Genomic DNA, 22,327 nt, shown 5'->3' on the forward strand with positions numbered 1-22,327 from the left:
TTTACTTTATTATAACGCTAATTTTCACTTTTTTCTTTAATATTTAATAAAAATATTATTTTTCTTCACTAATGACTATTTTTTGATTATCAACTTTGGCAAGTAATTTTTTAGCTGTTGGATGATCAAGTTTAAAATCAGCTACTTTATCTTCAATTTCTTCTTGGATTATTCTTCTAAGTGGGCGTGCCCCCATTGCTGGATTATATCCTTCTTGAACTAATTGCTCCTTAGCTTCGTCTGTAACGGTAATATTAATTCCTTGGTTTTTGACCATACCGTTAACTTCATCAAGCATTAAATTGACAATTTTAACTAAATCTTTAGTTGATAATTCGTTAAATTCAATTACATCGTCTAAGCGATTTAAAAATTCAGGTTTAAAGAATTCACTCATTGAATTACGGACAGAATCGGGTTTTTTTCCTGCGGTTTCAGCAGCAAAGCCCACACTGGCACGTTTAATTCCTTGACCTGCATTTGAAGTCATAATGATAATTGTATCCTTAAATGAAACTTGGCGTCCTTGTGAGTCAGTCAAGCGACCATCATCTAAAATTTGTAAGAATAAATTCATTACAGATGGATCAGCCTTTTCAATTTCATCTAGCAAGATCAAACTGTATGGATTACGCCGAACCTGTTCAGTTAATTGACCAGCTTCTTCATAGCCAACATAACCCGGTGCAGAACCAATTAATTTAGAAACTGAATAGGATTCCATAAATTCTGACATATCAAATCTAATCATGGCATTTTCTGAACCAAACATTTGCTTAGCTAATTGCTTTGCTAGCTCTGTTTTACCAACTCCAGTTGGCCCAACGAAAAGAAATGAGCCAATTGGACGACCCGATTTGTTAAAGCCAATTCGATTACGGCGAATAGCTCGCGCCAACTTATCAACAGCTTCATCTTGGCCAATAACATGTGACTTCAAATTTGTAGCCAAGTTTTGCAATTGATTTTCTTCTTGCTTTTGTAATTCGCCTACCGGGATACTTGTTTTTTCTTCTACAATTTTATCCATTATTTTATTTGTAATAATAGGTGACTTATCCGGATCAACGTTTTGATTTTTCATTTTATTATATTTTTCAATTTGATCACGGTAATAAGCGGCTTTTTCATAGTCTTCGTTTTTAAGCGATTCCTGTTTAAGTTGTTGTGCAGCTTCAATACGTTCTTTAATTTTGTCCTTGTCTACATAAGGGATTGTTAGATTCATACGCGAACCAGCTTCATCAAGTAGGTCAATTGCTTTATCTGGTAAAAAGCGATCTTGAATATAGCGTTCAGATAATTCAGCTGCAGCCTGAATAGCATCATCTGTATATTGTACATGATGATAATCTTCATAACGCTTTTTAATTCCTTGGAGAATGCGAATTGTTTCTTTAACAGAGGGTTCTTTTACATCAACTGGTTGAAATCTTCGAGCTAAGGCTGAATCTTTCTCAATTTCACGATATTCTTTGAGAGTAGTTGCTCCCACTAATTGTAAATCACCACGGGCGAGGGCCGGTTTAATAATATTACCAGCGTCCATTCCCCCTTCAGCGTTTCCTGCACCAACAATCTCATGAATTTCATCAATAAAAAGAATAATGTCATCTTGATTTTGTAATTCATTAATCAGTTGTTGCATACGTTGTTCAAATTGTCCACGAATTCCGGTCCCTTGAACTAAAGAAACCACATTTAATGAAACAATTCTTTTGTCTTGTAATTTAGCTGGGACAGATCCGTCAACAATTTGTTGAGCTAATCCTTCAACTACTGCAGTTTTACCTACACCAGCCTCGCCAATTAAGACAGGGTTATTCTTAGTTCTTCTATTTAGAATTTCAATTACACGAGCGATTTCTTGGTCACGACCAATCACTGGATCGATTTTGCCCTTTCGAGCTAAATCAGTTAAATCAGTTCCATACTGATCTAAAAGTGACCGCTTACCGCCATTATTGCCAACTGAAGTCCCACCATTATTATTCATTTGTGAATCATCGGCATTACCACCATTATTGAATGGATTATTAAAATCACCGAAAAAGCTATTATTGTTATTGCTCATATTAATATTTCCTTGTTGTTCAAGTTCTTGATAACATTGACCACATAAATTGATTTCGCGACTTTCACCATTTACCTGAGCAAAGAGGTGAATGGAAGCAGGTCGTTTATGACAGTTTTGACAAAGCAATTATATTACCGCCTTTCGCTTTGATTCATCTTTCCCTAAATTATATAATTAGCACTCTTAATAATCAAGTGCTAAACATAAAAGCTTGGTGGTCGGATGTAGGTACAATATGTTAAAATGTAGATAAGCAAAGTAGTCAAAAATTTGCTAAATTTATCTAGATTATTATTAATTTGAAAGAAACGGTGGTATATTTGGATTATCAAAAAATTCTTGAGCAGTTAGCTAGCGGTGAACTTGATTCATATCAAGTTCACCCAAAAGAAGCCTTTGCTTTCCAAGCTGCTTTAAGATCTTTTGGGAAAAGACAAAATATAACTGGTAAGGCACTCCGTGGAGGTCAAATAATTTACATGCAAAAGAATACACAAGTTTAATGATGTAAACTGTTACATTAATGTTGTCTATTTTGCAAAAAAATGATAGTCTAAGTACACGAATAGGTATTTACTACCGGTTTTATTTTTTTGAATTCAAAGGAGATATTATAATGGAAAAACGCGATTTTCATGTTATTGCAGAAACAGGTATTCATGCTCGTCCTGCTACCTTGTTAGTACAAGCTGCTTCTAAGTTTGGTTCAGACATCAACTTGGAATACAATGGCAAATCAGTTAATTTGAAGTCAATCATGGGTGTTATGTCACTTGGTGTTGGCAAAAATGCTGATGTTTCAATTAGTGCTGATGGTGATGACGAAAAGGATGCTATTGAAGCTATTTCTGAAACAATGAAAAAAGAAGGCTTAGCTGAATAATGACCAAGACATTAAAAGGAATTGCTGCAAGTGATGGTATTGCTGTAGCACCAGCTTATCTCTTGGTAGAACCGGATCTTTCATTTTCAAAGGCTAATGTCAGCGATGTTGAAGGTGAACTAGCTCGCTATCACGAAGCAATTAAGGTTTCAACTGCTGAAGTTGAAAAGATTCGTGATAGTGCTAAAACAAGCTTGGGAGAAGAAGAAGCACAAGTTTTTGAAGCTCACTTGATGATTTTAAATGATCCTGAATTTACTGGTGCAATCGAAACCGAAATTAAGGAACAAAAAATTAATAGTGAAGCTGCACTTGATGAAACTGCTCAAAAATTTATTACAATTTTTGAAGGTATGACTGATAACGAATATATGCAGCAACGTGCTGCCGATGTTCGTGATGTTTCTAAGCGAATTATGGCTCACTTATTAGGAAAAGAATTACCTAATCCGGCAACGATTGACCATGAAGTGGTTGTCGTAGCTCATGATTTGACGCCAAGTGATACTGCTCAACTAAATAAAAACTTTGTTAAAGGTTTCGTTACTGATATTGGTGGGCGGACGGCGCACTCAGCAATTATGGCTCGTTCGCTTGAATTGCCAGCTGTTGTTGGTACTGAATCAATCACTGCTGATGTTGAAAATGGTCAAAATATAGCTGTTGATGGATTAAATGGTGATGTAGTAATTGAACCAGATGCTGACCAAATAGCAGCCTATCAGCAAAAAAGTGAAGCGTTCTTGGCGCAAAAAGCTGAATGGGAAAAATTGAAAAATGAACCATCAGTTACTGCTGATAACAAGAAGTTTATTATTGCTGCTAATATTGGTACACCTAATGACATGCAAGGTGTAAATGATAACGGTGCTGAAGCCATCGGACTATATCGTACTGAATTTTTATATATGGATTCGAAAAATTTTCCAACTGAAGAAGAGCAATTCGAAGCCTATAAAGAAGTTATCGAAGGTATGAATGGTAAGCAAGTTATTATTAGAACCATGGATATTGGTGGTGACAAACACCTTGATTATTGGGACTTACCCGAAGAAATGAATCCATTCCTCGGTGTACGAGCAATCAGATTATCTTTACAAAATGAAGAAATTTTCAGAACACAACTACGTGCATTATTGCGGGCTTCGGCTTATGGAAAATTGGGAATCATGTTCCCGATGATTGGTACTCTAGGTGAATTGCGCAAGGCTAAGTCGATTTTAGCTACTGAAAAAGATAAATTGACAGCAGCAGGCATTAAAGTTGGCTCTGACTTGCAAGTCGGAATGATGATTGAAATACCAGCTGCGGCGGTAATGGCTGATCAATTTGCCAAAGAAGTTGATTTCTTCTCAATTGGTACCAATGATTTAATTCAATATTCGATGGCTGCTGATCGTGGTAATGATAATGTTTCTTATTTGTATCAACCAGCCAATCCAGCCGTATTACGCTTAATTAAGCACACTATAGATGCTGCCCATGAAAATAATATATGGTGTGGTATGTGTGGTGAAGCAGCTGGCGATAATATCATGTTCCCAATTTTACTTTCAATGGGACTTGATGAGTATTCAATGAGTGCCACATCAATTTTACGAATTAGAAGTTTAATGAAGAAGCTGAATACTGAAGATATTAAAGATTTGGCCAATCAGGCGTGCTTTGTATCGGAAACGGCGGAAGACAATGAGAAGTTAGTCAATGATTTAATGTCAAAGTTAACTAATTAAATAAAAAATATAAAAGAGTATTAATATCATTAATACTCTTTTATTATATCTTAACGTTTTCTTGATAAAAAAGTCACAGATTATTCATCTTTGTAATTTAATATAAAGATATGGTTAGTATACAAGATATTACTTACAAAAAAGAAGTGTTATGTTATACTAAAGAGGTAAAAGAAATCGTATTGTTCAAAGGAGCGTGAAATATATGGTGAATTTATATATATCTCCGAGTTGTACCTCGTGTCGTAAAGCAAAGGCTTGGTTGAAAAAACATGATATTGCTTTTAAAGAAAGAAATATTTTTTCAGAGCCACTTACGAAAGAGGAACTTATTCAAATATTACGAATGACTGAGAATGGTACCGAAGAAATTATCTCTACACGTTCAAGAGCTTTTCAACAGTTAAAGATTAATCTTGATGATCTATCAATTGATCAGTTGCTTAATTTAGTTGAAAAAAATCCTAGTTTGTTAAGACGTCCGATTATTATGGATGATCGTCGCTTACAAGTTGGTTATAATGAAGATGAAATTAGGCGGTTTTTACCGCGTAAAGTTCGTCGGCTCGAACTTGAAGAAATGCAAAAAATCGCTGACATATAATTAATGCAAAAATTTAAATAAAAGCGTTGGTATTTAAACTAACGCTTTTATTTTAGTTATAAAATAAGCTACAATAGATAAAAGGATTCGATGGAGGTGAGAATTCATGCAAGTAAAACGTATTAATGAAAACACGATTCGAGTACGAATAGATAAAAATGAATTGTCCAAGCGTGGGCTTAAGGTATTGGATTTATTAGGGGATAAAAATAAAATTCAGCAATTCTTTTATTCAATTTTAGAAGAAATTGATAATGACCATTCATTTAGTCAAGATGCCCCGGTCACTTTTCAAGTAATGCCCAATAATGGTGGCTTAGATCTATTAATAACGAAAGTGACAAAGCAAGATCGTGCAGAGTTGTCACAATTATTTGATAGCGATTTAAAAAATGATAATCCGGTCTTAAATAAAGCTTTTGAAGATTTAGAATCAGATGCTGCTGACGACGATGAAAATAATTTTACTGATGAACAGCGACAAAAAGACGATGAAAATTCGCCTTTATCAGAATTAGCTAGTTCACTTAAACCAAAAACTAAAAAGTCAGATCAGCAATTACATAAGCGGCAAGCTTATAGCTTTAGTGATCTTAATCAGGTAACTGAACTAGCAGAAAGTGTGCCAGAACAAATGCTTCTTTCGAGTCTTTATTTTGAGCGCGAGTACTTTTATTTGGATTTAGCTTTTAAAGATGATGATTTTAATGAATTGAAGCCAGCAGAAGTTTGGTCAATTGCAAATGAATATGGTGTTAAGGTACGTCCTAATAAAATGGCACGTATCAGAACAACAGGTAAATGTTTAATTAAGCAAGATGCACTTGAAATTTTAAAACATTATTTCAGTCATAGTAAAAATTAATAAAAGTAGGGGAGGTTAAGGTCAACTTAACCTTTTTTGCGTACATAATTTTGGGTGATTTTTTTGTATGCAGCTTTGTTAAACAATCAGTTAGTATTGGCGGTGACTGAGGCACAAAGTCAGTCAAAAATGTTAGCTAAAAATAATTATATTTGTCCGCAGTGTAAACAAAGAGTTAAATTGGTAATTAAAGAAAAATCGGCTTACTTTAAACATTTTCCTAGTAATAATAATTTAAGCGGGGAAAAAGAAGAACATGCCTTAAGTAAGGCTATATTAAAAAATGCACTTTTAGAGTCAAAATTTAGTGCGCAAACAGAAATTAGTTTGGCTAACGGGCAATTACGAGCCGATATTTTAGTGAATTCAAAACTGGCCTTTGAAATTCAGTGTGCACCATTGAGTAAAGTAGAATTTACAAAAAGGCATAATTTATATAAAAATATTGGGGTTGCAGATATTTGGATTGTTGGTGAGCGTCATTATTTATTACAAGAAATAAAAAAGTCACAACTTATTTTTTTTCGTAAAAACAAGTTGTGGCATGACTATTATTTAGAAATTGTGCCCAAGCAAAAAATACTACGGCTAAAATATAATGTTCAGCTTGAACCAATTACAAGCAAAGTTCACTATCAAACAAAGAATTTTGTTATTAATTCTCATGGCTTAGCTAAATTATGGCATTTTAAGCCGATACTGAAACAATATTGCGTTGATCCTAGAACACAAAAAAATTATTTACAATTGCAATTAACACAAAAAACTATTAAAGGTATGAAAATCGCTAATCAATTATATCAACGCAACCTTACCATTGATGAATTACCACCAACCGTATTTACTAATTTTCGTAAAGTTAATAGTTGTGATAATGTTATTACTTTTTTACATCAAATGTAGATGATTAGTTGGCAGATATCCTGGTTCCTCGTTAAGTCGATAATCGTTTTTAAAAAGGGTAATTAATTTATCGTGAGCAACTGTTCCTTCTATTAAGATACCATTATAATTACCATTTTCATTAAAAATAATTGTTGTGGGAATATTGCGTACATTGAACTTTTTAACAAGTTCTTTATCTTGTTGAATTGAATCTTTGATATATTTATCTATCTTAGGGTTATTGATACGATTAAAGTCTAGATTTAAATCTAATGTTATTTTTTTAGGTAAATCAGTAGAATAATTATTGAAATTTCTACTGATTGCCTTTTGTAAACTGATTAAATATAATCTTGCTTTTTTGTTACCATATTCAAATCTTATTGCATGATAATAGCGTAAAGCTTGATGCGAAGCAACTGTGTACTGTGGAATATCATTTACCTTTTGACCTTCTTTTTTTCTTCGTATAATATCATCTCTAGCAACCATAGTATTAGTTATAGGGATAAAATGGAACGAAGTATTAAGGTTGAGTTCATCGATCGCTTCTTTAATCAGAATCTCTGTGTCGTAGCAATAGATACCTATAGGATTTACAAAGAGAAAAATCTCGAACATAATCAGGTCCTCCATAATTGTCTGTGCAATTATTAATCTAACAATATCTATCCTCCGAAAAATATACTAACATAGTCATATTCTAGCACGATGCTCGAAAGCCCGCTTAATTTTTGCTTGGTTTGTATTAGCTGGGCTTTGCTTAATTACATACTCCTTTTTTAGTAAATTTAAAACGTCGCTAATTAATGAAATTTTAGGGTTCTCGATTTCAAGTTCATAATCTTCGTAACCATCAGGATAAACAGTGTCATCAAAAGTTAGCTCGCAATTTTTGGGTCCGTAAGCTAAAATTCGATGAGTTTTACTAAAAGTTTGCAAATATAATTCACAATTTTGTCCCAAATGTTCAATAAGAAAATGACCACCAGTTTTACCAAAAGTAACAGGAATGTGCTGTTGGCCGCTGTTAATCATTTCTTGTGCTTCAGTTAAAGTTAAAGTATCAGTAAGTTCAGTTGCTGCATGAAAATTAGTTTGTTTAGCAATTTTACTTGGTATCTTTAAAGTTTGTTCGGCATAATTGTTAAAAATACGAATACGACAGCTTATTTGCATGTTTTTAAGTGAGCTATCTGCAGTATCAAAATAATAATTTTCTTGGTCAAAATTACTTTTTATTGTAAAATTATCGCAAAGTTGTTGATAAGTTTTTTGAGGTAGGATAATTTTAGCTTCAATTTCGCTATTTTTTGCCATCTGAAGTTACTCCAATCTTTAGCCAAGTTTATAATTCAGAATATTATATTTTTTAATTTAAAATTCAGCCATGAGAAGGCTTACCTTAAAATTATACTCCTTAATTGCTGTATAGTCTTGCTTTGGATAGAAATAGCACGTATTCATTGATAAAAGGAATTGTTAACTATTTTGCGCTATTTTGCCCATATTAGTCAAAAAATAGGTTTGACAATGTTTGCTTTTTGTAGTTTATAAGCTAAAAGAAAGTTGCTCTGATAGTATTGATATATAATTTATAAAATAATTAAATTACTAAATTTCTAATAAATAAAAAATATTTTTTATTAAAATTAATCTAATATAATTAATATGCATAATTCATAAAAAAAACTTAAATCAGTAGTAAGCTTAAAGGCATGAAATTGCTATCATCAGTTTTGTGTTAAAATATAGATGCTGTTTAAGAAGGGGATTATTTCTATGAATATTGATTGGGAAAATTTTTTATGGCCTTATGATGAGGCTGTGCGTGAGTTAAAAATAAAATTTCGTTCCCTTAGACAGAGTTTTTTAACTGAAAGAGAACATTCACCAATAGAATTTGTAGTTGGTCGCGTAAAATCGGTTGATTCTATTAAAGAAAAAATGCAACGGCGTGTTATTAGTCCAGAAGTAATTGAAACGGACATGCAGGACATTGCTGGTATTAGGATTGTTTGTCAGTTTGTTGACGATATTTATAAAGTTGTAGATTTGATTCATGCACGTGATGATATGGAAGTAGTTGAAGAAAGAGATTATGTCAAAAACGCTAAGTCATCTGGCTATCGTTCATATCATATGGTAATTTCTTACACTATTTATTTACCAGAAGGATCAAAAAAATTACTTGCTGAAATACAAATTAGAACATTGGCAATGAATTTTTGGGCAACCGTTGAACATACCCTGAACTACAAATATCAGGGTTCATATCCAAAAGATATTTCTAAACGGTTAAAGTCGACTGCGGAAACGGCTTATAAGCTTGATGAGGAGATGTCGTTCATTAAAGATGAGGTACAAGAAGCGCAAAAAGTTTTTACCAAGAATAAAGGTAAGGAAAATTAATGAGGATAGCAATTGCCCACAATAATAATGATGAAACTTTACAGGTAGTAGCAAGACTTAAGTCACTTCTTGCTACTAAAAACGATGTGGTTTTTGATGCAAAGTATCCTGATGTGGTTATAACAGTTGGCGGAGATGGGACTTTAATTAACGCTTTTCATCGCTATGAAAGCCAAATTAGCTCAATTAGATTTATCGGTATTCATACGGGACATTTAGGCTTTTATACAGATTGGCGAAGTGTCGATGTTGATAAGATGGTAGATGCGCTTTTTTTGCGTGAGCCCGAATCTGCTAAGTATCCCTTACTTGAAGTAGAACTAGTCACGGAAGCCGGAGATACCAAACATTATTTAGCCTTGAATGAGTCAGCTGTTAAACGAATATCGCATACCTTGGAAGCTAATATTTATATTGACGATCAACTTTTTGAAAACTTTCGTGGTGATGGGTTGTGTATTTCAACGCCAACAGGGTCCACTGGGTATAACAAATCGTTAGGTGGAGCCGTTATTCACCCACAACTTAAGGCTTTACAAATGGCAGAAATTGCTTCGATTAATAATCGGGTTTTTAGAACATTATCTTCCCCAATAGTCATTGCACCTGAGCAATGGATTACAATTGTACCTAAAGCTGATCATTTTGTAATGACAATTGATGGTAGTCAAATTAATGTGCGCAATGCTAAGAAAATTAATTATCGTATTTCTAATAAAGTGATTAGATTTGATCGCTTTGGGCATACATATTTTTGGACGCGGGTACAAAATGCCTTTATTGGTGATAAAGATGACGATTTTTAAAGTAATAGTTGCAACTGATAAGCCCATATCTTTGGGCTCATTTTTAGAAAAAAGTGGCTTTTCAAAGCAAGCAATTAATAATGCCAAGAACTTAGGGGGTTGGCTATTAGTTAATCACAAAAAGCGTTATACAAATTATCTGGTTCGTTCTGGGGATGAAGTTATTTTTATACCTGGTAAAGAACCCGCTAATTTGTGGTTAAAACCATCGAATAAGCCATTGAATATTATTAAAGAAACTGAAAACTACTTAGTAATTAATAAGCCAGCTAGCTTACTGTCAATACCATCTCGCTATGATGATAATGCTATTGTTAACCGAGTCCTAGGTTACTTTGCTAGAAATAAGTTAACCGAAGTAAAGCCACATATAATTACTAGACTTGATCGTGATACTTCGGGTTTGGTACTTGTAGGCAAGAATGCAATCGCTCATGGTCGTTTTAGCAAAATTAGTAAAGCTGATTTCGTCAAAAAATATCATGCAATTGTTCATGGCAACTTTAGCCAAAATGAATTAGAGGGTATGATTGATTTGCCAATCGGTCGTATGAATAAAGCTATTAAGCGAACCATTGATGTAAAAGGCAAAAAGGCAGTGACTGCTTATCGGGTTATTGACCAAATTCCAGACATGAGTTTAGTAGAACTTCGTCTCTATACAGGGCGAACACATCAAATTCGACTTCATATGCAAGCAATTGGTCATCCTTTATATGGGGATCCATTATACGGTATTAAGGATGAATTTAAGCGGCAAGCATTAAACTGCTTTTACTTAGCCTTTCCAGATCCCTTTGACAAAAACGAATTAGTTAAAGTAGAAATTGCAGATGCGGCGGATATGCAAAAATTGTGGCAGGAACGTAAATTTTTATCTCTAACATAAAAAACGGTATTAGAACAATACCGTTTTTTTATTATTCATCGAAAAGAACACATGTTCCTTCTGGAATATAAATATTTTTTTGAATAGGGGTCAAGCAACCATTTTCTGCGTTACGGGTATACAGTGTGGCATTATCTGTATTTTGATTAGTTACTACAAGTAATTTTTGATCATTGTCCCAATTAAAATCACGAGGGAACTCACCAAAAGTTGAAATTCGTTGCCGTAATTCTAAAGTATGATCTGCTTTCACTGAAAAAACAGTAATCGAATCGTGTCCTCGATTTGAAACATAGATAAATTTTCCATCATTGCTCATTCTGATTGCCGCAGCACCATTATGTTCTGAATAATCGGTCGGAATTGTGGAATAAGTTGCGATATTTTCGAAGGACCAGTTTTTTTCGTCTAATTTAACTACGTTAATTTTACTTGCTAGTTCGCCTACAACATAAAAATACTGCCCATCAGGACTAAAGACTAAATGACGAGTACCAAATCCTGCTTCATTTTGATATTTGGCTAGATGCTTTAGCTGATTATTTTCTAAACTATAAAAATCAACACAATCATTGCCTAAATCGCAACTAACTAAATTTTTTTGCGGTGTTTGATCAAAAAAGTGTGGATGTGGACCATCAACTTGTTCGGGACGGGGTCCTAGGGAATCAGCAGTATGAGTAAGAGAAGCCAATAATTTTAAAGTACCATTACTGTCGTAAGAAAACATCGCTAAGAGACCAGTATGGTAATTTGCTGAATATAAAAGCTTACTTTCTCGGTTAATGCCAATATATGCAGGTGAAGATCCAGTAGTTAAGTATGAATCTTTTTCGAGATACTTACCTTTGAGCAATTGAAAAGAACTAATTCCGCCTTGGTTACCAGCATTATTGATAGTAAAAAGTAAATCATTATCTTGGACAAAGTAAGTTGGACCACCAATCTTAATTATTTCTTTAGCTGAGCCAACTTCTGGCTGGGAATTTTCGTTAGAATTGGCTAGGGGTAGTTCATAAATACCTGTCGCCTTTTTCTTAGTGTAACCGCCAATTAATAATTTCATTTGTGAGCCTCCCAAATTTAATATTCCTAAATTTAATATCCATATTAAGTATAGCATGCTAAATTGGCGGATGAGTTTATAATCAGGTAAATATTTAAAAAAATGTTAGAGTATATAGTTAGCTTTATTAATAAAAATGAAACTTATAACTAAGGGGTGGATTTGTAATGGAACAGAATAAAATTCGTAAACTTTATGCTCAGAATAAAATTTCGGAAGTTTTTTTAAATTTGAAATCTGCTGATGTTGGGTTGACTTCAACAGAAGCTAATAATAGATTAAAAAAGTATGGCTTAAATGAAATAAAAAAACCACAAGAAGAATCAGAGTGGAAATCTTTTTTAAAAAATTTTATTAGTATGATGGCCATTTTACTATGGATATCAGGTGCAATTGCCATATTAAGTGGTACTTTGGAATTAGGAATTGCTATTTGGCTAGTTAATATTATTAATGGATTATTTAGTTTTTGGCAGGAACGAGCAGCTAAAAAAGCCACAAATGCCTTAAATAATATGCTGCCCAGCTATGTGCAGGTGATTCGCAATGGTAAAAAGGTTCAGCTTGATGCCAAAAAATTAGTCCCAGGTGATGTTTTTATTCTGCAAGCTGGCAATACCATTCCGGCTGATGCCCGTATAATTTCTGCTAGCTCTTTACAAGTGGACCAGAGTGCCTTAAATGGTGAGTCAACGACAGAATCAAAATCAGTTGAGTATGCACCAGGAGAAGGAAAATATGCTGAAACTAATTTGGTCTATTCTGGAACTTCTGTTGCTGCTGGAACGGCAAGAGCGATTGCTTTTGCTACGGGAATGGAGACAGAATTTGGTAAAATTGCTCAATTAACTCAAAAACAAAGAAAGGTTGATAGTCCCTTAACTAAAGAACTTAATCGGTTGACTAAACAATTATCAATGATTGCTGTATCGATTGGATTATTGTTTTTATTGGCCGCTATTTTTTTGGTCAAATATCCTTTTGCCAAAGCCTTTGTTTTTGCATTGGGCATGGTAGTGGCCTTTATTCCAGAAGGGTTATTACCGACTGTTACTTTGAGTTTGGCGCAAGGTGTAAAGCGAATGGCAAAAAAACATGCCTTAGTTAAAGAACTTAATTCAGTGGAAACCTTGGGTGAGACGACCGTTATTTGTTCAGATAAAACTGGTACTTTAACCCAAAATCAAATGACAATCCATTATATTTGGACACCTAAAAATGAATATCGGGTAACTGGCAACGGTTATGTAAACAATGGGCAGATAGAATTAAATAAAAAGCAATTATGGTATGATGAGAATCCAGATTTACAAAAATTGGTTGAAATTGCGGCGCTAGATAATGATACTTCAGTTGAGCAGACTAAAATGAAGGGTGCCAAACCCAAAATACTAGGCACACCTACAGAAGCAGCTTTAGTTATTATGGCTGAAAAGGGAGGCTTTGATCGATCAAAAGTAATTATCAAATATCCTAGATTGTCTGAATTACCATTTGATTCTGAGCGCAAACGCATGTCAACAATTCATCGCTGGAATGATCAACAATTCATTATATTTACTAAAGGTTCATTTAGTGATGTTATTAAGCAGTGTGATCAAATTCAAATTGATGGTCAACTCCAACCAATGACTCCTAGTCAGCAGCAAGCAGCTGCTAATCACAATGCTCAATATGCACTAAAAGGTTTGCGCAGTATGGCAATGGCTTATCGGATTGTTGATAAAGATAGTATAGATATTAATAAGGTGACTGCTACGACTATTGAGCAACACTTAATCTTTGTTGGTTTAACGACGATGAGTGATCCACCAAGGCCAGAAATTTATAATGCAATTAAGCGTTGTCATGAAGCAAAAATAAAGATTATTATGGTAACAGGTGATTCAAAATTAACGGCTAAGTCGGTTGCGGTTCAAATAGGACTAACTACTAATCAAGCACGGGTTATTTCAGGTGATGAACTTGAAAAAATGAGCAAGCATGAATTGAGTGCAGCACTAAAAGGAGAAGTTATTTTTGCGCGTGTGGCACCAGAACAAAAATATAAAGTTGTAAAAACTTTACAACAAAATGGTGAAATAGTAGCCTCTACTGGAGATGGTGTGAATGATGCACCAGCATTAAAACAAGCCGATATTGGAATAGCAATGGGGATGACAGGGACCGATGTAGCTAAAAATGCTGCAAATATTATTTTGACAGATGATAATTTTGCTTCAATTGTAGCCGCGATTGAAGAAGGAAGAGCTGTATATAGTAATATTCGAAAATTTTTAACTTATATACTCACCTCAAATGTACCTGAGGCCTTTCCCTCAATTTTATTCTTGTTGTCTGGTGGCATAATACCTTTACCCATGACGGTAATGCAAATTCTAACAGTTGATCTAGGTACAGATATGTTACCTGCTTTAGGATTAGGAGGAGAAGCTGTCGATTCTGATGTAATGAAACAGGCACCTAGAAATCGTAAAGAACATTTACTTAATAAAACGGTAATTGCTAAAGCTTTTCTTTGGTATGGGTTTATTTCAAGCATGATCTCAATTGGTGCTTATTTTTTAGTTAATTTGAAAAATGGTTGGCCTAGAATTCCCTTAGCTAGTAATGGAGAAGTTTATCTAAGAGCAACGACAATGGTCTTGGGGACAATTATTTTTACTCAAATTGCCAACGTTTTGAATTGTCGAACGAATCGTATTTCAATTTTTAAAAAGGGCTTATTTAGTAATACTGGTATTTGGTATGGAATTATTTTTGAAATCCTTTTATTCTTAATTTTGACGATAACTCCAGGGTTACAACAATTATTTAATACGACTAATTTATTAATGACTGATTGGCTATTTCTCTTTTGTTTACCAATTCCGTTAGTTTTACTTGATGAATTAAAAAAATGGATACTCTATCGTAAGAAGTAAATAGGATCCTAGAAAGCCACTTATATATTAGTTAAGCGGTTTTTATTATGCTAGAATTAGAAGTTAAGGAGTGTAAAAAATGAAATGGACTGCAACAATTAAGAAAATTGGCCCAGAAGCTCTTACAACTGAGGGCAATATGATAATATTATTTGGTGAAAATGTTGCAACTGAATTATTTGATGTATCAGTTATTCAAAAATTTAGTACAGCTACACCAAGCGAAGATTTTGTTTTCCAAAAAGGGGACAAGATTACGATTGACAATCAGACCTATGTGGCTGATTATGTGGGCACAATGGTTGAAAATAATATGAGAACTTTAGAACAGGTAACTTTGTGCTTTGATAAAAAAAGTGACGATAATCCTTTAGCTAATGCTATTCATTTTACTTTTGCCAATAATCAGAGTATGCCTAAATTTAAGGTAAATGAAAGCATTGAATACGAGCATATTTGATGGGGTAAATTAAATGGACTACGAGAAAAAATATAAGAAATCAACGATTATGCAAAAATGGTTTTCGAATAACCGCTTTAGCGTAGCATTATTAAACATTTTATTATTCTTTTTGGTAATTTGGATGTTTAATAAAATTTCTTTTATATTAAATCCAGCTAAAGTATTTGTAAGTGCGATTTTACCACCACTGCTGTTGGCATTAATTCAATTTTATATTATGAATCCGTTAGTTGACTTTTTGGAGCGTAAGTTTAAAGTGCCGCGGATTGCTACTATTATTGGTTTGTTTGCATTAGTTACGGTTTTACTTATCTGGATTGTCAATACGCTTTTGCCAATTGTTCAAGGGCAGATCGACTCTTTAATTAAACATTGGCCTAGTATTTGGAAAGATGCCACAATGGTGGTTCAGAACACTTTAAATGATCCGCATTTAAATAGTGTGAGAAATGACTTAAATGATGCTCTTACTAGGGCTCAAAACATGATTTTTAAATCAGGTAGGAACACTATTGATACTGCTATGAATAATATTTCGTCTGCGATTAGTATTGTAACAATTATTTTCATGACAGTTTTAACAGCACCGTTTATTTTATTTTTTATGCTGAAAGATGCACACCATTTACGCCCATACATTACCCAATTTGCCCCTTATCGGTGGCAAAAAAGTTTTAGTCAGTTACTTTATGATATTAATACAGCTCTTGCCTCATATATTCGTGGACAAATTACCGTTGCCTTTTGGGTGGGAGTAATGTTTGCTATTGGATACAGTATGGTAGGTTTGGAGTATGGAATCGCGTTAGCAGTATTGAGTGCTTTTTTGAATTTGATTCCCTATTTTGGGACATTTATTGCTTTTGTGCCAGCAATTGTAATTGCGATTATGATGTCAATGCCAATGGTTATTAAAGTATTGATTGTTTTTGTAATTGAACAAACCATTGAGTCTAGAATTATTAGCCCCTTAGTTATGGGCAATAAAATGGCGATGCATCCGGTTACTACAATTCTACTTTTGATAGGTTCTAGTGCAGTTTGGGGGCTATGGGGAGTTATTTTTGGTATTCCAATTTATGCAATTTTAAAAATTATTACTATGCGGGTGTACAATTATTACCGTAAAGTTTCTCAAGTATTTGAGGAAGATGAAAGTACATCTTTGTCTTCGTTTAATCAGCAAAAGGTTAAAAAGTGACAAAGAGTTAGAACTGTGTGGTTGTGTTGCCACACTTTTTGATTAAGGAGAAAAAATGACCAATCACGTTGTTTTATATGAACCACTGATGCCAGCTAATACCGGTAATATTGCTCGAACTTGTGCCGGGTCTAATGCAGTGCTTGATTTAATTGAACCACTTGGATTTCAATTTGATAATAAAAAAATGAAGCGAGCGGGGTTAGACTATTGGGACAAGGTTGATGTTCGTTTGCATGATGATTTAGATGCATTTTTACAAAAATTAGGACCAAACGATGAAATTTATCTTATTTCAAAATTTTCATCTAAAAATTATGCTGAGGTTGATTATACTGATTCAAATAAAAATTATTATTTTATTTTTGGTAAAGAAACAACGGGATTACCTGAAACCTTTATGCGTGAATACCAAGAAAGAAACTTACGTATTCCAATGTCAGATAATATTCGGTGCTATAATTTGGCTAATTCAGTTGCAATTGTTTTGCTTGAGTCGTTGCGGCAACAGGGTTTTCCTAACATGGAAATAACACATCATTATGCAAATGATAAGTTAAAAGATAATTATAATCGGCCACAACGTTATGAGCGTAATTTAAAGGGAGAGTAAAAATGGATTATAGTAAAGAAACACCAATATTAGTTAAAAATTTTCACTACGATATCAATGAAGAATTACAAACTAAGAACCAAGTAAATTTTGGTTTGAAGGAAGTAGAAAAACAAAATGAGGACGGTTCAGTTGATGAGGGTAGGGAAGGAAAATATTTTGATGTAACTGTCATTTTTGAAGTTGCCCCTGCTCCGGGTCAATTTACTGTTAGTGGGATGATTAGTCAAATTGTCCAAATTAAAGATTATTTTGGTGATGGGAGTGATTTAGCTAAGACAGATTATCAATTGCTAAGTCGACCTTTGATCGAATATATTGAAACACTAACTTATGAAGTTACTCAAATTACACTCGATGAACCAGTTAATTTGAACTTCCAGGCCAATTTTTAATGCTGATTAGGTGAAAAGATGCCTAAGAAAAAAAGAAAAACAACTAAGGCACGTAAGAAGGTCCAGAAAACAGACATGACTTGGGCTATTGTGGGGCTCATTCAGCTGATTATTGCTATTACTGCTTTTACTAAATTTGGTAATTTAGGCAAACAGGTTGCTAATCTTTTTCGTCTATTTGTAGGTGATTCTTATTTACTTATAGCAGGGATATGCATTGTTTTCGGTTTGGTTATGCTGATTTATAATAGGCCAATGCATTTTAAATTTAAAAGAAGTTGTGGCCTGTTTTTAGCAATTCTGGGTTTTTTACTGGTGCAAAGTAGTAATTATTTTGCGCATGAATTGGTCAATAATGCTTTTATGAATGTTTTTTGGTATGAGATGCAGGCAGAGTTTATGCGTGTTTCAATTACCAAATCTGTTGGTGGAGGCATAATTGGAGCAATGTGTTACCAATTTCTTTATCCGCTTTTTGGGCACATTGGAATAAAAATCATTGCAATTTTATTCATTCCAATTGGAATTTTAATGTTTTTTGATATTAAATTTGCGGATATTATCCGAAAGTTTCAGCTTTTTAGTCAACTCTTTATCAGTAAAAATAAAGAAGCAAGTTCTAAAATAAAAAATCAATATAATATTATCCGCACTAAGCAAGTAGAAAGACGAGAAAATAAAAAAGTACAAGATTTAGCCGATCCTTTAGCTGAAGAGCCATTGGAGTTTCCGAATGTGACTGATTTTAATGAGCAAACAGAAAAAAATGATGATAGTCAAAATGACGATGAAACTGAAATAAGTGAATCTTCTGCGACTGCTGAATCAAATTCTGCTATCGAAGAAGAAAAATTTGAACCACCAATTCAAATTGCAAGTGAAAATGATGAAAAGGCAAATTCTCCTCTAGAAGAAACTGATTTGCCGCGACCGCATTCTTTCGTTGCTGAAGATCAGAAATTACAACAAGAAATAAGCAATGTTGAACATGATGCTTCAAGGCAAACTAAGCAAATAAAGCAAAAATACCAAAAGCCACCGCTATCACTACTTGATGCAGTTAAGAATATTGATCAAAGTTCAGATAAAGCATTAATCAGAAAAAATACGCAAACTTTACAGACAACTTTTAAAAGTTTTGGCGTAAATGTAATTATTAAAAAGGCGATTTTGGGCCCTACCATTACCCGATACGAAGTTCAACCAGCGGTGGGAGTAAAAGTAAGTCGTATAGTTAATTTGGCAGATGATTTAGCCTTGGCTCTTGCTGCTAAGGATATTAGAATTGAGGCTCCAATTCCGGGGAAGCCTTTTATTGGTATTGAAGTTCCTAATCGGACTAATAGTGTGGTGGCGTTCAAGGATGTAATGCAAAATCAAGATAAAAAAGCACAAGCAGATCCAATGGAAGTTCCGCTAGGAAAAGATGTTACTGGCCAAATAATTTCGGCTAATTTAGCAAAAATGCCCCATTTATTGATTGCTGGTTCAACTGGATCAGGTAAGTCAGTGGCCATCAATACTATTTTAACTAGCATTTTAATGAAAGCTAATCCGGATCAAGTCAAGCTTATCTTGATTGATCCTAAAATGGTCGAATTATCAGTTTATAGTGGTGTACCTCATTTATCAATTCCGGTTGTAACTGACCCTAAATTAGCGGCCAATGCTCTAAATAAAGCTGTGAAAGAGATGGAGCGGCGTTACAAGTTATTTGCAGCAAGTGGGGCCCGTAATATGGGTGAATTTAACGAAAAGGTTCGTATAAATAATCAAGATAAGGCCAATCCGGTGATGAATCCTTTGCCGTATATCTTAGTTGTTGTGGATGAGTTAAGCGATTTAATGATGGTTGGAGGACATGATGTTGAAGGAGCAATTGTCCGTTTAGGACAGATGGCTAGAGCTGCCGGTATTCATATGATTTTAGCTACGCAGCGTCCCAGTGTTGATGTTATTACTGGACTAATTAAGGCTAATGTACCTTCACGAATTTCTTTTGCTGTCTCCAGTGGGATAGATTCGCGAACAATTCTCGATCAAACTGGAGCTGATAAATTGCTAGGGCGAGGCGATATGCTGTATATGCCAGTAGGAGCTGCTAAACCTGAAAGAATTCAGGGAGCATATGTATCTTCGCATGAAGTAGAAAAAGTGATTGCTTGGGTTAAGGAGCAACAGCAACCTGAATATGATCAAGAACTAATCCCTAAAAAAGGAGAAGAAACGACCGAAAATGCTGCTGACGAACCGGTAGATGAATTATACGATCAAGCAGTTGACATGGTTCAGCGGCAACAAGCGGCCAGTGTATCAATGTTACAAAGACGTTTTCGAATCGGATATAATCGAGCAGCACGAATTGTGGACGAAATGGAAGCAAGAGGAGTAGTCGGTCCATCAGAAGGATCTAAACCACGTCAGGTACTTGTTAAACCTACAAAAGATCAAACAAAATAGTAATTTTTAAGAAAGTTTAGCATGTAACAATTTTGCTTAGTTTTATTTAAATTCATGGTAAAATTAAAGATGTTGTGTGCAATTATAGTAGAAATTTAGCAAGTGCGGTATAATTGCATTGCTGTTTTTGATTGATAGTTTATCAAAAAGGAATGTTTTATTTGAAACGAGCAATCGTATTTGGTGCCACGGGTGGAATTGGACAAGCTATTTGTGCTGACTTAGCTAATAGCGGCTGGTCACTTTATCTTCACTATAATCAAGATGAGCAAAAAGCATCTAATATGGTGCAAAGATATAGTCGGCTTTATCCTCAACAAGATTTTATTCCAATCAAATTGAGTTTTTTGACAGATAATAAAGGCTTGATGGAGTTTGTTAATAGTTTATTACCTATTAATGCTGTTGTTTTTTCTCAGGGTATTACGGATTACACTTTTCTGAGCGACCAAGATCTGAATAAAATTGATCAACTTGTACAAGTTAATTTGAACACACCAATTAAATTGACAAGTCTACTTGAATCATTACTGATAAAAAATGATTTTAGTCGTATTGTATATCTTGGTTCTGTTTATGGTGGAAATGGTAGTGCACTAGAAGCAGTATATAGTTCAACTAAAGCTGGATTGTCGCGTTTTGCACAAAGTTATGCGCGAGAAGTGGCATCAGCAAATTTGACAGTTAATGTTATTGCTCCTGGGGCAGTAGATACAAAGATGAATGCGTTACTTTCATCTGAAACTATGGTAGAAGTTAAGGAAGAAATTCCGTTGGGTCGCTTAGCAAAGGGTACGGATATTTCTTACTGGGTCAGAACCTTGCTTGATCCGAATGCGAATTATTTGACGGGACAAACAATTTATGTCAGTGGAGGCTGGCTTATATAAATAAAAATTAATAGTTAGTAGTATATGTTATACTCAATGTATAAAATAAAGAATTTAAAGAGGTAACTATGGCGGATATCGGAGACAAATTACGCAGTGCCAGAGAGGCAAAAGGACTTTCAATTGAAGATGTTGAAAAAGCAACTAAGATTCAAGGTAGATATCTGACGGCAATTGAGCAAAATGATTTTGATAAGCTACCAGGTGACTTTTATGTACGCGCTTTTATTAGACAATATGCTCAAGTAGTCGGATTAGATGGTAAAGAATTACTTAATGAATATCACCAAGAAATACCACAAGCTGAACCTGATGAGTATGTTGAAGAATCTATCGATAATAAAAGTGAAGAAGTAAGTAAGACTACTAACAGTAAAAAAAAGCTCTGGAAAGATTATCTTCCGCGAATTATTATTATTTTAGGAATCGTAGTAGTTGTGCTAGTGTGTTATATGGTATATGCCCACTTTTCATCAGCAGGAAATCAGAATAATAATTCTGCTAGCGATGTATCGGTTTCATCAGAAAATACTAGCAGACCAAAAAAAGTTAAAAAGGCTAAACCCAACCTAGTCAAAGTTAGGGAATTAGCTGTAAATCAATATGAAATTACTGGTTTAAAGAAGAATCGTAATATAGTAGCTCGAGCAGGTGATCAAGTAACAACGATTTCGGTTGCAATGAATGGTGTGAATCAAGGAGCCCAGACCTTGACTGCGGGGCAAAAACATACAGTGCGTATACCTGAAAGTGCCCAAACAGTAGTTGTTACTTTTAGCAATGCGCTTGGAACGACCGTTTCAGTTGGTGGCAAAAAAGTACCTTATAATGGCCAAAGTGCAGGGCTATCACTAACCTTATTTATTGGTAAGCATCACCAAGTTCAAAGAAATGGTGAGGTAAATCAAAATAACAATACAGGGAATGCTAATACTGGTACTACCCAAAACCAGCGTACTGAAACTGAGCAAAATCAAGACCACCATCAGACCAATAATACTGAAAATAACAGCACCACTAACAATAATCAATCTACTGGACAGCAAACTAACGGTCAGGTAAACCATGATAATCAAACCGATACTACTGATCATCATCAAGCTAATAATAACTCAAGCAGTTCGTCTGATAACCAAGGTGGCAGCAGTAACTAATTACTGT

21 protein-coding genes are annotated in these 22,327 nt (G+C 34.2%); 17 read left to right on the top strand and 4 right to left on the bottom strand.

What is annotated here, in order from left to right; all coding sequences use genetic code 11:
* Window positions 1–55 precede the first annotated feature (55 nt).
* Window positions 56–2,203 (bottom strand): ATP-dependent Clp protease ATP-binding subunit, encoded by a 2,148-nt coding sequence (locus F5ESL0225_RS02285; protein WP_122021446.1) that lies wholly within the window; start codon window positions 2,201–2,203, stop codon window positions 56–58.
* Between the two features lie 194 nt (window positions 2,204–2,397).
* Between F5ESL0225_RS02285 and F5ESL0225_RS02290 the strand changes: the two genes are divergently transcribed.
* The 6 genes from F5ESL0225_RS02290 (at window position 2,398) to F5ESL0225_RS02315 (ending at window position 7,065) form a co-directional block, all read left to right on the top strand.
* Complete coding sequence (locus F5ESL0225_RS02290) at window positions 2,398–2,580, top strand: hypothetical protein (protein ID WP_122047778.1); 183 nt, start codon at window positions 2,398–2,400, stop codon at window positions 2,578–2,580.
* A gap of 113 nt (window positions 2,581–2,693) precedes the next feature.
* A complete protein-coding gene (locus F5ESL0225_RS02295) occupies window positions 2,694–2,960 on the top strand; it encodes a phosphocarrier protein HPr (protein WP_090093029.1) in 267 nt (88 codons plus the stop codon).
* A complete protein-coding gene (ptsP, locus tag F5ESL0225_RS02300; RefSeq protein ID WP_122024516.1) occupies window positions 2,960–4,693 on the top strand; it encodes a phosphoenolpyruvate--protein phosphotransferase in 1,734 nt (577 codons plus the stop codon). Before F5ESL0225_RS02295 ends, ptsP begins: the two co-directional genes overlap by 1 nt.
* 205 nt (window positions 4,694–4,898) lie before the next feature.
* Complete coding sequence (gene spxA, locus F5ESL0225_RS02305) at window positions 4,899–5,297, top strand: transcriptional regulator SpxA (RefSeq protein WP_090093032.1); 399 nt, start codon at window positions 4,899–4,901, stop codon at window positions 5,295–5,297.
* Window positions 5,298–5,403: 106 nt separating this feature from the next.
* Window positions 5,404–6,162, top strand: a complete 759-nt coding sequence (locus tag F5ESL0225_RS02310) for an adaptor protein MecA (protein WP_122024517.1) — start codon at window positions 5,404–5,406, stop codon at window positions 6,160–6,162.
* Between the two features lie 54 nt (window positions 6,163–6,216).
* Window positions 6,217–7,065, top strand: coding sequence for a competence protein CoiA (locus tag F5ESL0225_RS02315; protein ID WP_370466385.1), 849 nt, complete (start codon window positions 6,217–6,219; stop codon window positions 7,063–7,065).
* Here F5ESL0225_RS02315 and F5ESL0225_RS02320 read toward each other — a convergent pair.
* Together F5ESL0225_RS02320 and F5ESL0225_RS02325 are read right to left on the bottom strand one after the other, a co-directional pair.
* Window positions 7,051–7,668: a DsbA family protein gene (locus tag F5ESL0225_RS02320; RefSeq protein ID WP_158592377.1), complete on the bottom strand. Its 618-nt coding sequence runs from the start codon at window positions 7,666–7,668 to the stop codon at window positions 7,051–7,053. The two genes, F5ESL0225_RS02315 and F5ESL0225_RS02320, sit on opposite strands and share 15 nt — an antisense overlap.
* Window positions 7,669–7,743: 75 nt before the next feature.
* Window positions 7,744–8,367 (bottom strand): CYTH domain-containing protein, encoded by a 624-nt coding sequence (locus F5ESL0225_RS02325; protein ID WP_122024519.1) that lies wholly within the window; start codon window positions 8,365–8,367, stop codon window positions 7,744–7,746.
* Window positions 8,368–8,829: 462 nt separating this feature from the next.
* Between F5ESL0225_RS02325 and F5ESL0225_RS02330 the strand changes: the two genes are divergently transcribed.
* The 3 genes from F5ESL0225_RS02330 to F5ESL0225_RS02340 are packed head-to-tail and all read left to right on the top strand — an operon-like array spanning window position 8,830 to window position 11,154.
* Window positions 8,830–9,459 (top strand): GTP pyrophosphokinase family protein, encoded by a 630-nt coding sequence (locus tag F5ESL0225_RS02330; protein WP_122024520.1) that lies wholly within the window; start codon window positions 8,830–8,832, stop codon window positions 9,457–9,459.
* Window positions 9,459–10,265, top strand: coding sequence for an NAD kinase (locus F5ESL0225_RS02335; RefSeq protein ID WP_122021453.1), 807 nt, complete (start codon window positions 9,459–9,461; stop codon window positions 10,263–10,265). The genes F5ESL0225_RS02330 and F5ESL0225_RS02335 overlap by 1 nt, the downstream gene beginning before the upstream one ends.
* Window positions 10,252–11,154, top strand: a complete 903-nt coding sequence (locus F5ESL0225_RS02340; protein ID WP_122024521.1) for an RluA family pseudouridine synthase — start codon at window positions 10,252–10,254, stop codon at window positions 11,152–11,154. The genes F5ESL0225_RS02335 and F5ESL0225_RS02340 overlap by 14 nt, the downstream gene beginning before the upstream one ends.
* A 31-nt stretch (window positions 11,155–11,185) precedes the next feature.
* On the opposite strand, the gene F5ESL0225_RS02345 is transcribed toward F5ESL0225_RS02340, so the two are convergent.
* Window positions 11,186–12,220 (bottom strand): lactonase family protein, encoded by a 1,035-nt coding sequence (locus tag F5ESL0225_RS02345; protein ID WP_122047780.1) that lies wholly within the window; start codon window positions 12,218–12,220, stop codon window positions 11,186–11,188.
* 167 nt (window positions 12,221–12,387) lie between these two features.
* Here F5ESL0225_RS02345 and F5ESL0225_RS02350 point away from each other — a divergent pair, with 167 nt between their 5' ends.
* The 8 genes from F5ESL0225_RS02350 (at window position 12,388) to F5ESL0225_RS02385 (ending at window position 22,320) form a co-directional block, all read left to right on the top strand.
* Window positions 12,388–15,144, top strand: coding sequence for a cation-transporting P-type ATPase (locus tag F5ESL0225_RS02350; RefSeq protein ID WP_122021456.1), 2,757 nt, complete (start codon window positions 12,388–12,390; stop codon window positions 15,142–15,144).
* Window positions 15,145–15,223: 79 nt separating this feature from the next.
* Complete coding sequence (locus tag F5ESL0225_RS02355; RefSeq protein WP_122024522.1) at window positions 15,224–15,604, top strand: PTS glucitol/sorbitol transporter subunit IIA; 381 nt, start codon at window positions 15,224–15,226, stop codon at window positions 15,602–15,604.
* Window positions 15,605–15,617: 13 nt separating this feature from the next.
* A complete protein-coding gene (locus tag F5ESL0225_RS02360) occupies window positions 15,618–16,808 on the top strand; it encodes an AI-2E family transporter (RefSeq protein WP_090093049.1) in 1,191 nt (396 codons plus the stop codon).
* Window positions 16,809–16,863: 55 nt separating this feature from the next.
* Window positions 16,864–17,421: a tRNA (cytidine(34)-2'-O)-methyltransferase gene (locus F5ESL0225_RS02365; protein ID WP_122047781.1), complete on the top strand. Its 558-nt coding sequence runs from the start codon at window positions 16,864–16,866 to the stop codon at window positions 17,419–17,421.
* Window positions 17,422–17,423: 2 nt separating this feature from the next.
* Window positions 17,424–17,816 (top strand): DUF1149 family protein, encoded by a 393-nt coding sequence (locus tag F5ESL0225_RS02370; protein ID WP_090093051.1) that lies wholly within the window; start codon window positions 17,424–17,426, stop codon window positions 17,814–17,816.
* Between the two features lie 18 nt (window positions 17,817–17,834).
* Window positions 17,835–20,276 carry a DNA translocase FtsK gene (locus tag F5ESL0225_RS02375; RefSeq protein ID WP_118897964.1) on the top strand — a complete coding sequence of 814 codons (2,442 nt, stop codon included), beginning with the start codon at window positions 17,835–17,837 and terminating at the stop codon, window positions 20,274–20,276.
* A 161-nt stretch (window positions 20,277–20,437) separates the two neighbouring features.
* A complete protein-coding gene (gene ymfI / locus F5ESL0225_RS02380) occupies window positions 20,438–21,166 on the top strand; it encodes an elongation factor P 5-aminopentanone reductase (RefSeq protein WP_122047782.1) in 729 nt (242 codons plus the stop codon).
* Window positions 21,167–21,234: 68 nt separating this feature from the next.
* Window positions 21,235–22,320 (top strand): RodZ family helix-turn-helix domain-containing protein, encoded by a 1,086-nt coding sequence (locus F5ESL0225_RS02385; protein WP_122047783.1) that lies wholly within the window; start codon window positions 21,235–21,237, stop codon window positions 22,318–22,320.
* Window positions 22,321–22,327: the final 7 nt, after the last annotated feature.

This window comes from Lactobacillus sp. ESL0225 (genome assembly GCF_003692905.1).
GTDB lineage: Bacteria > Bacillota > Bacilli > Lactobacillales > Lactobacillaceae > Lactobacillus > Lactobacillus bombicola.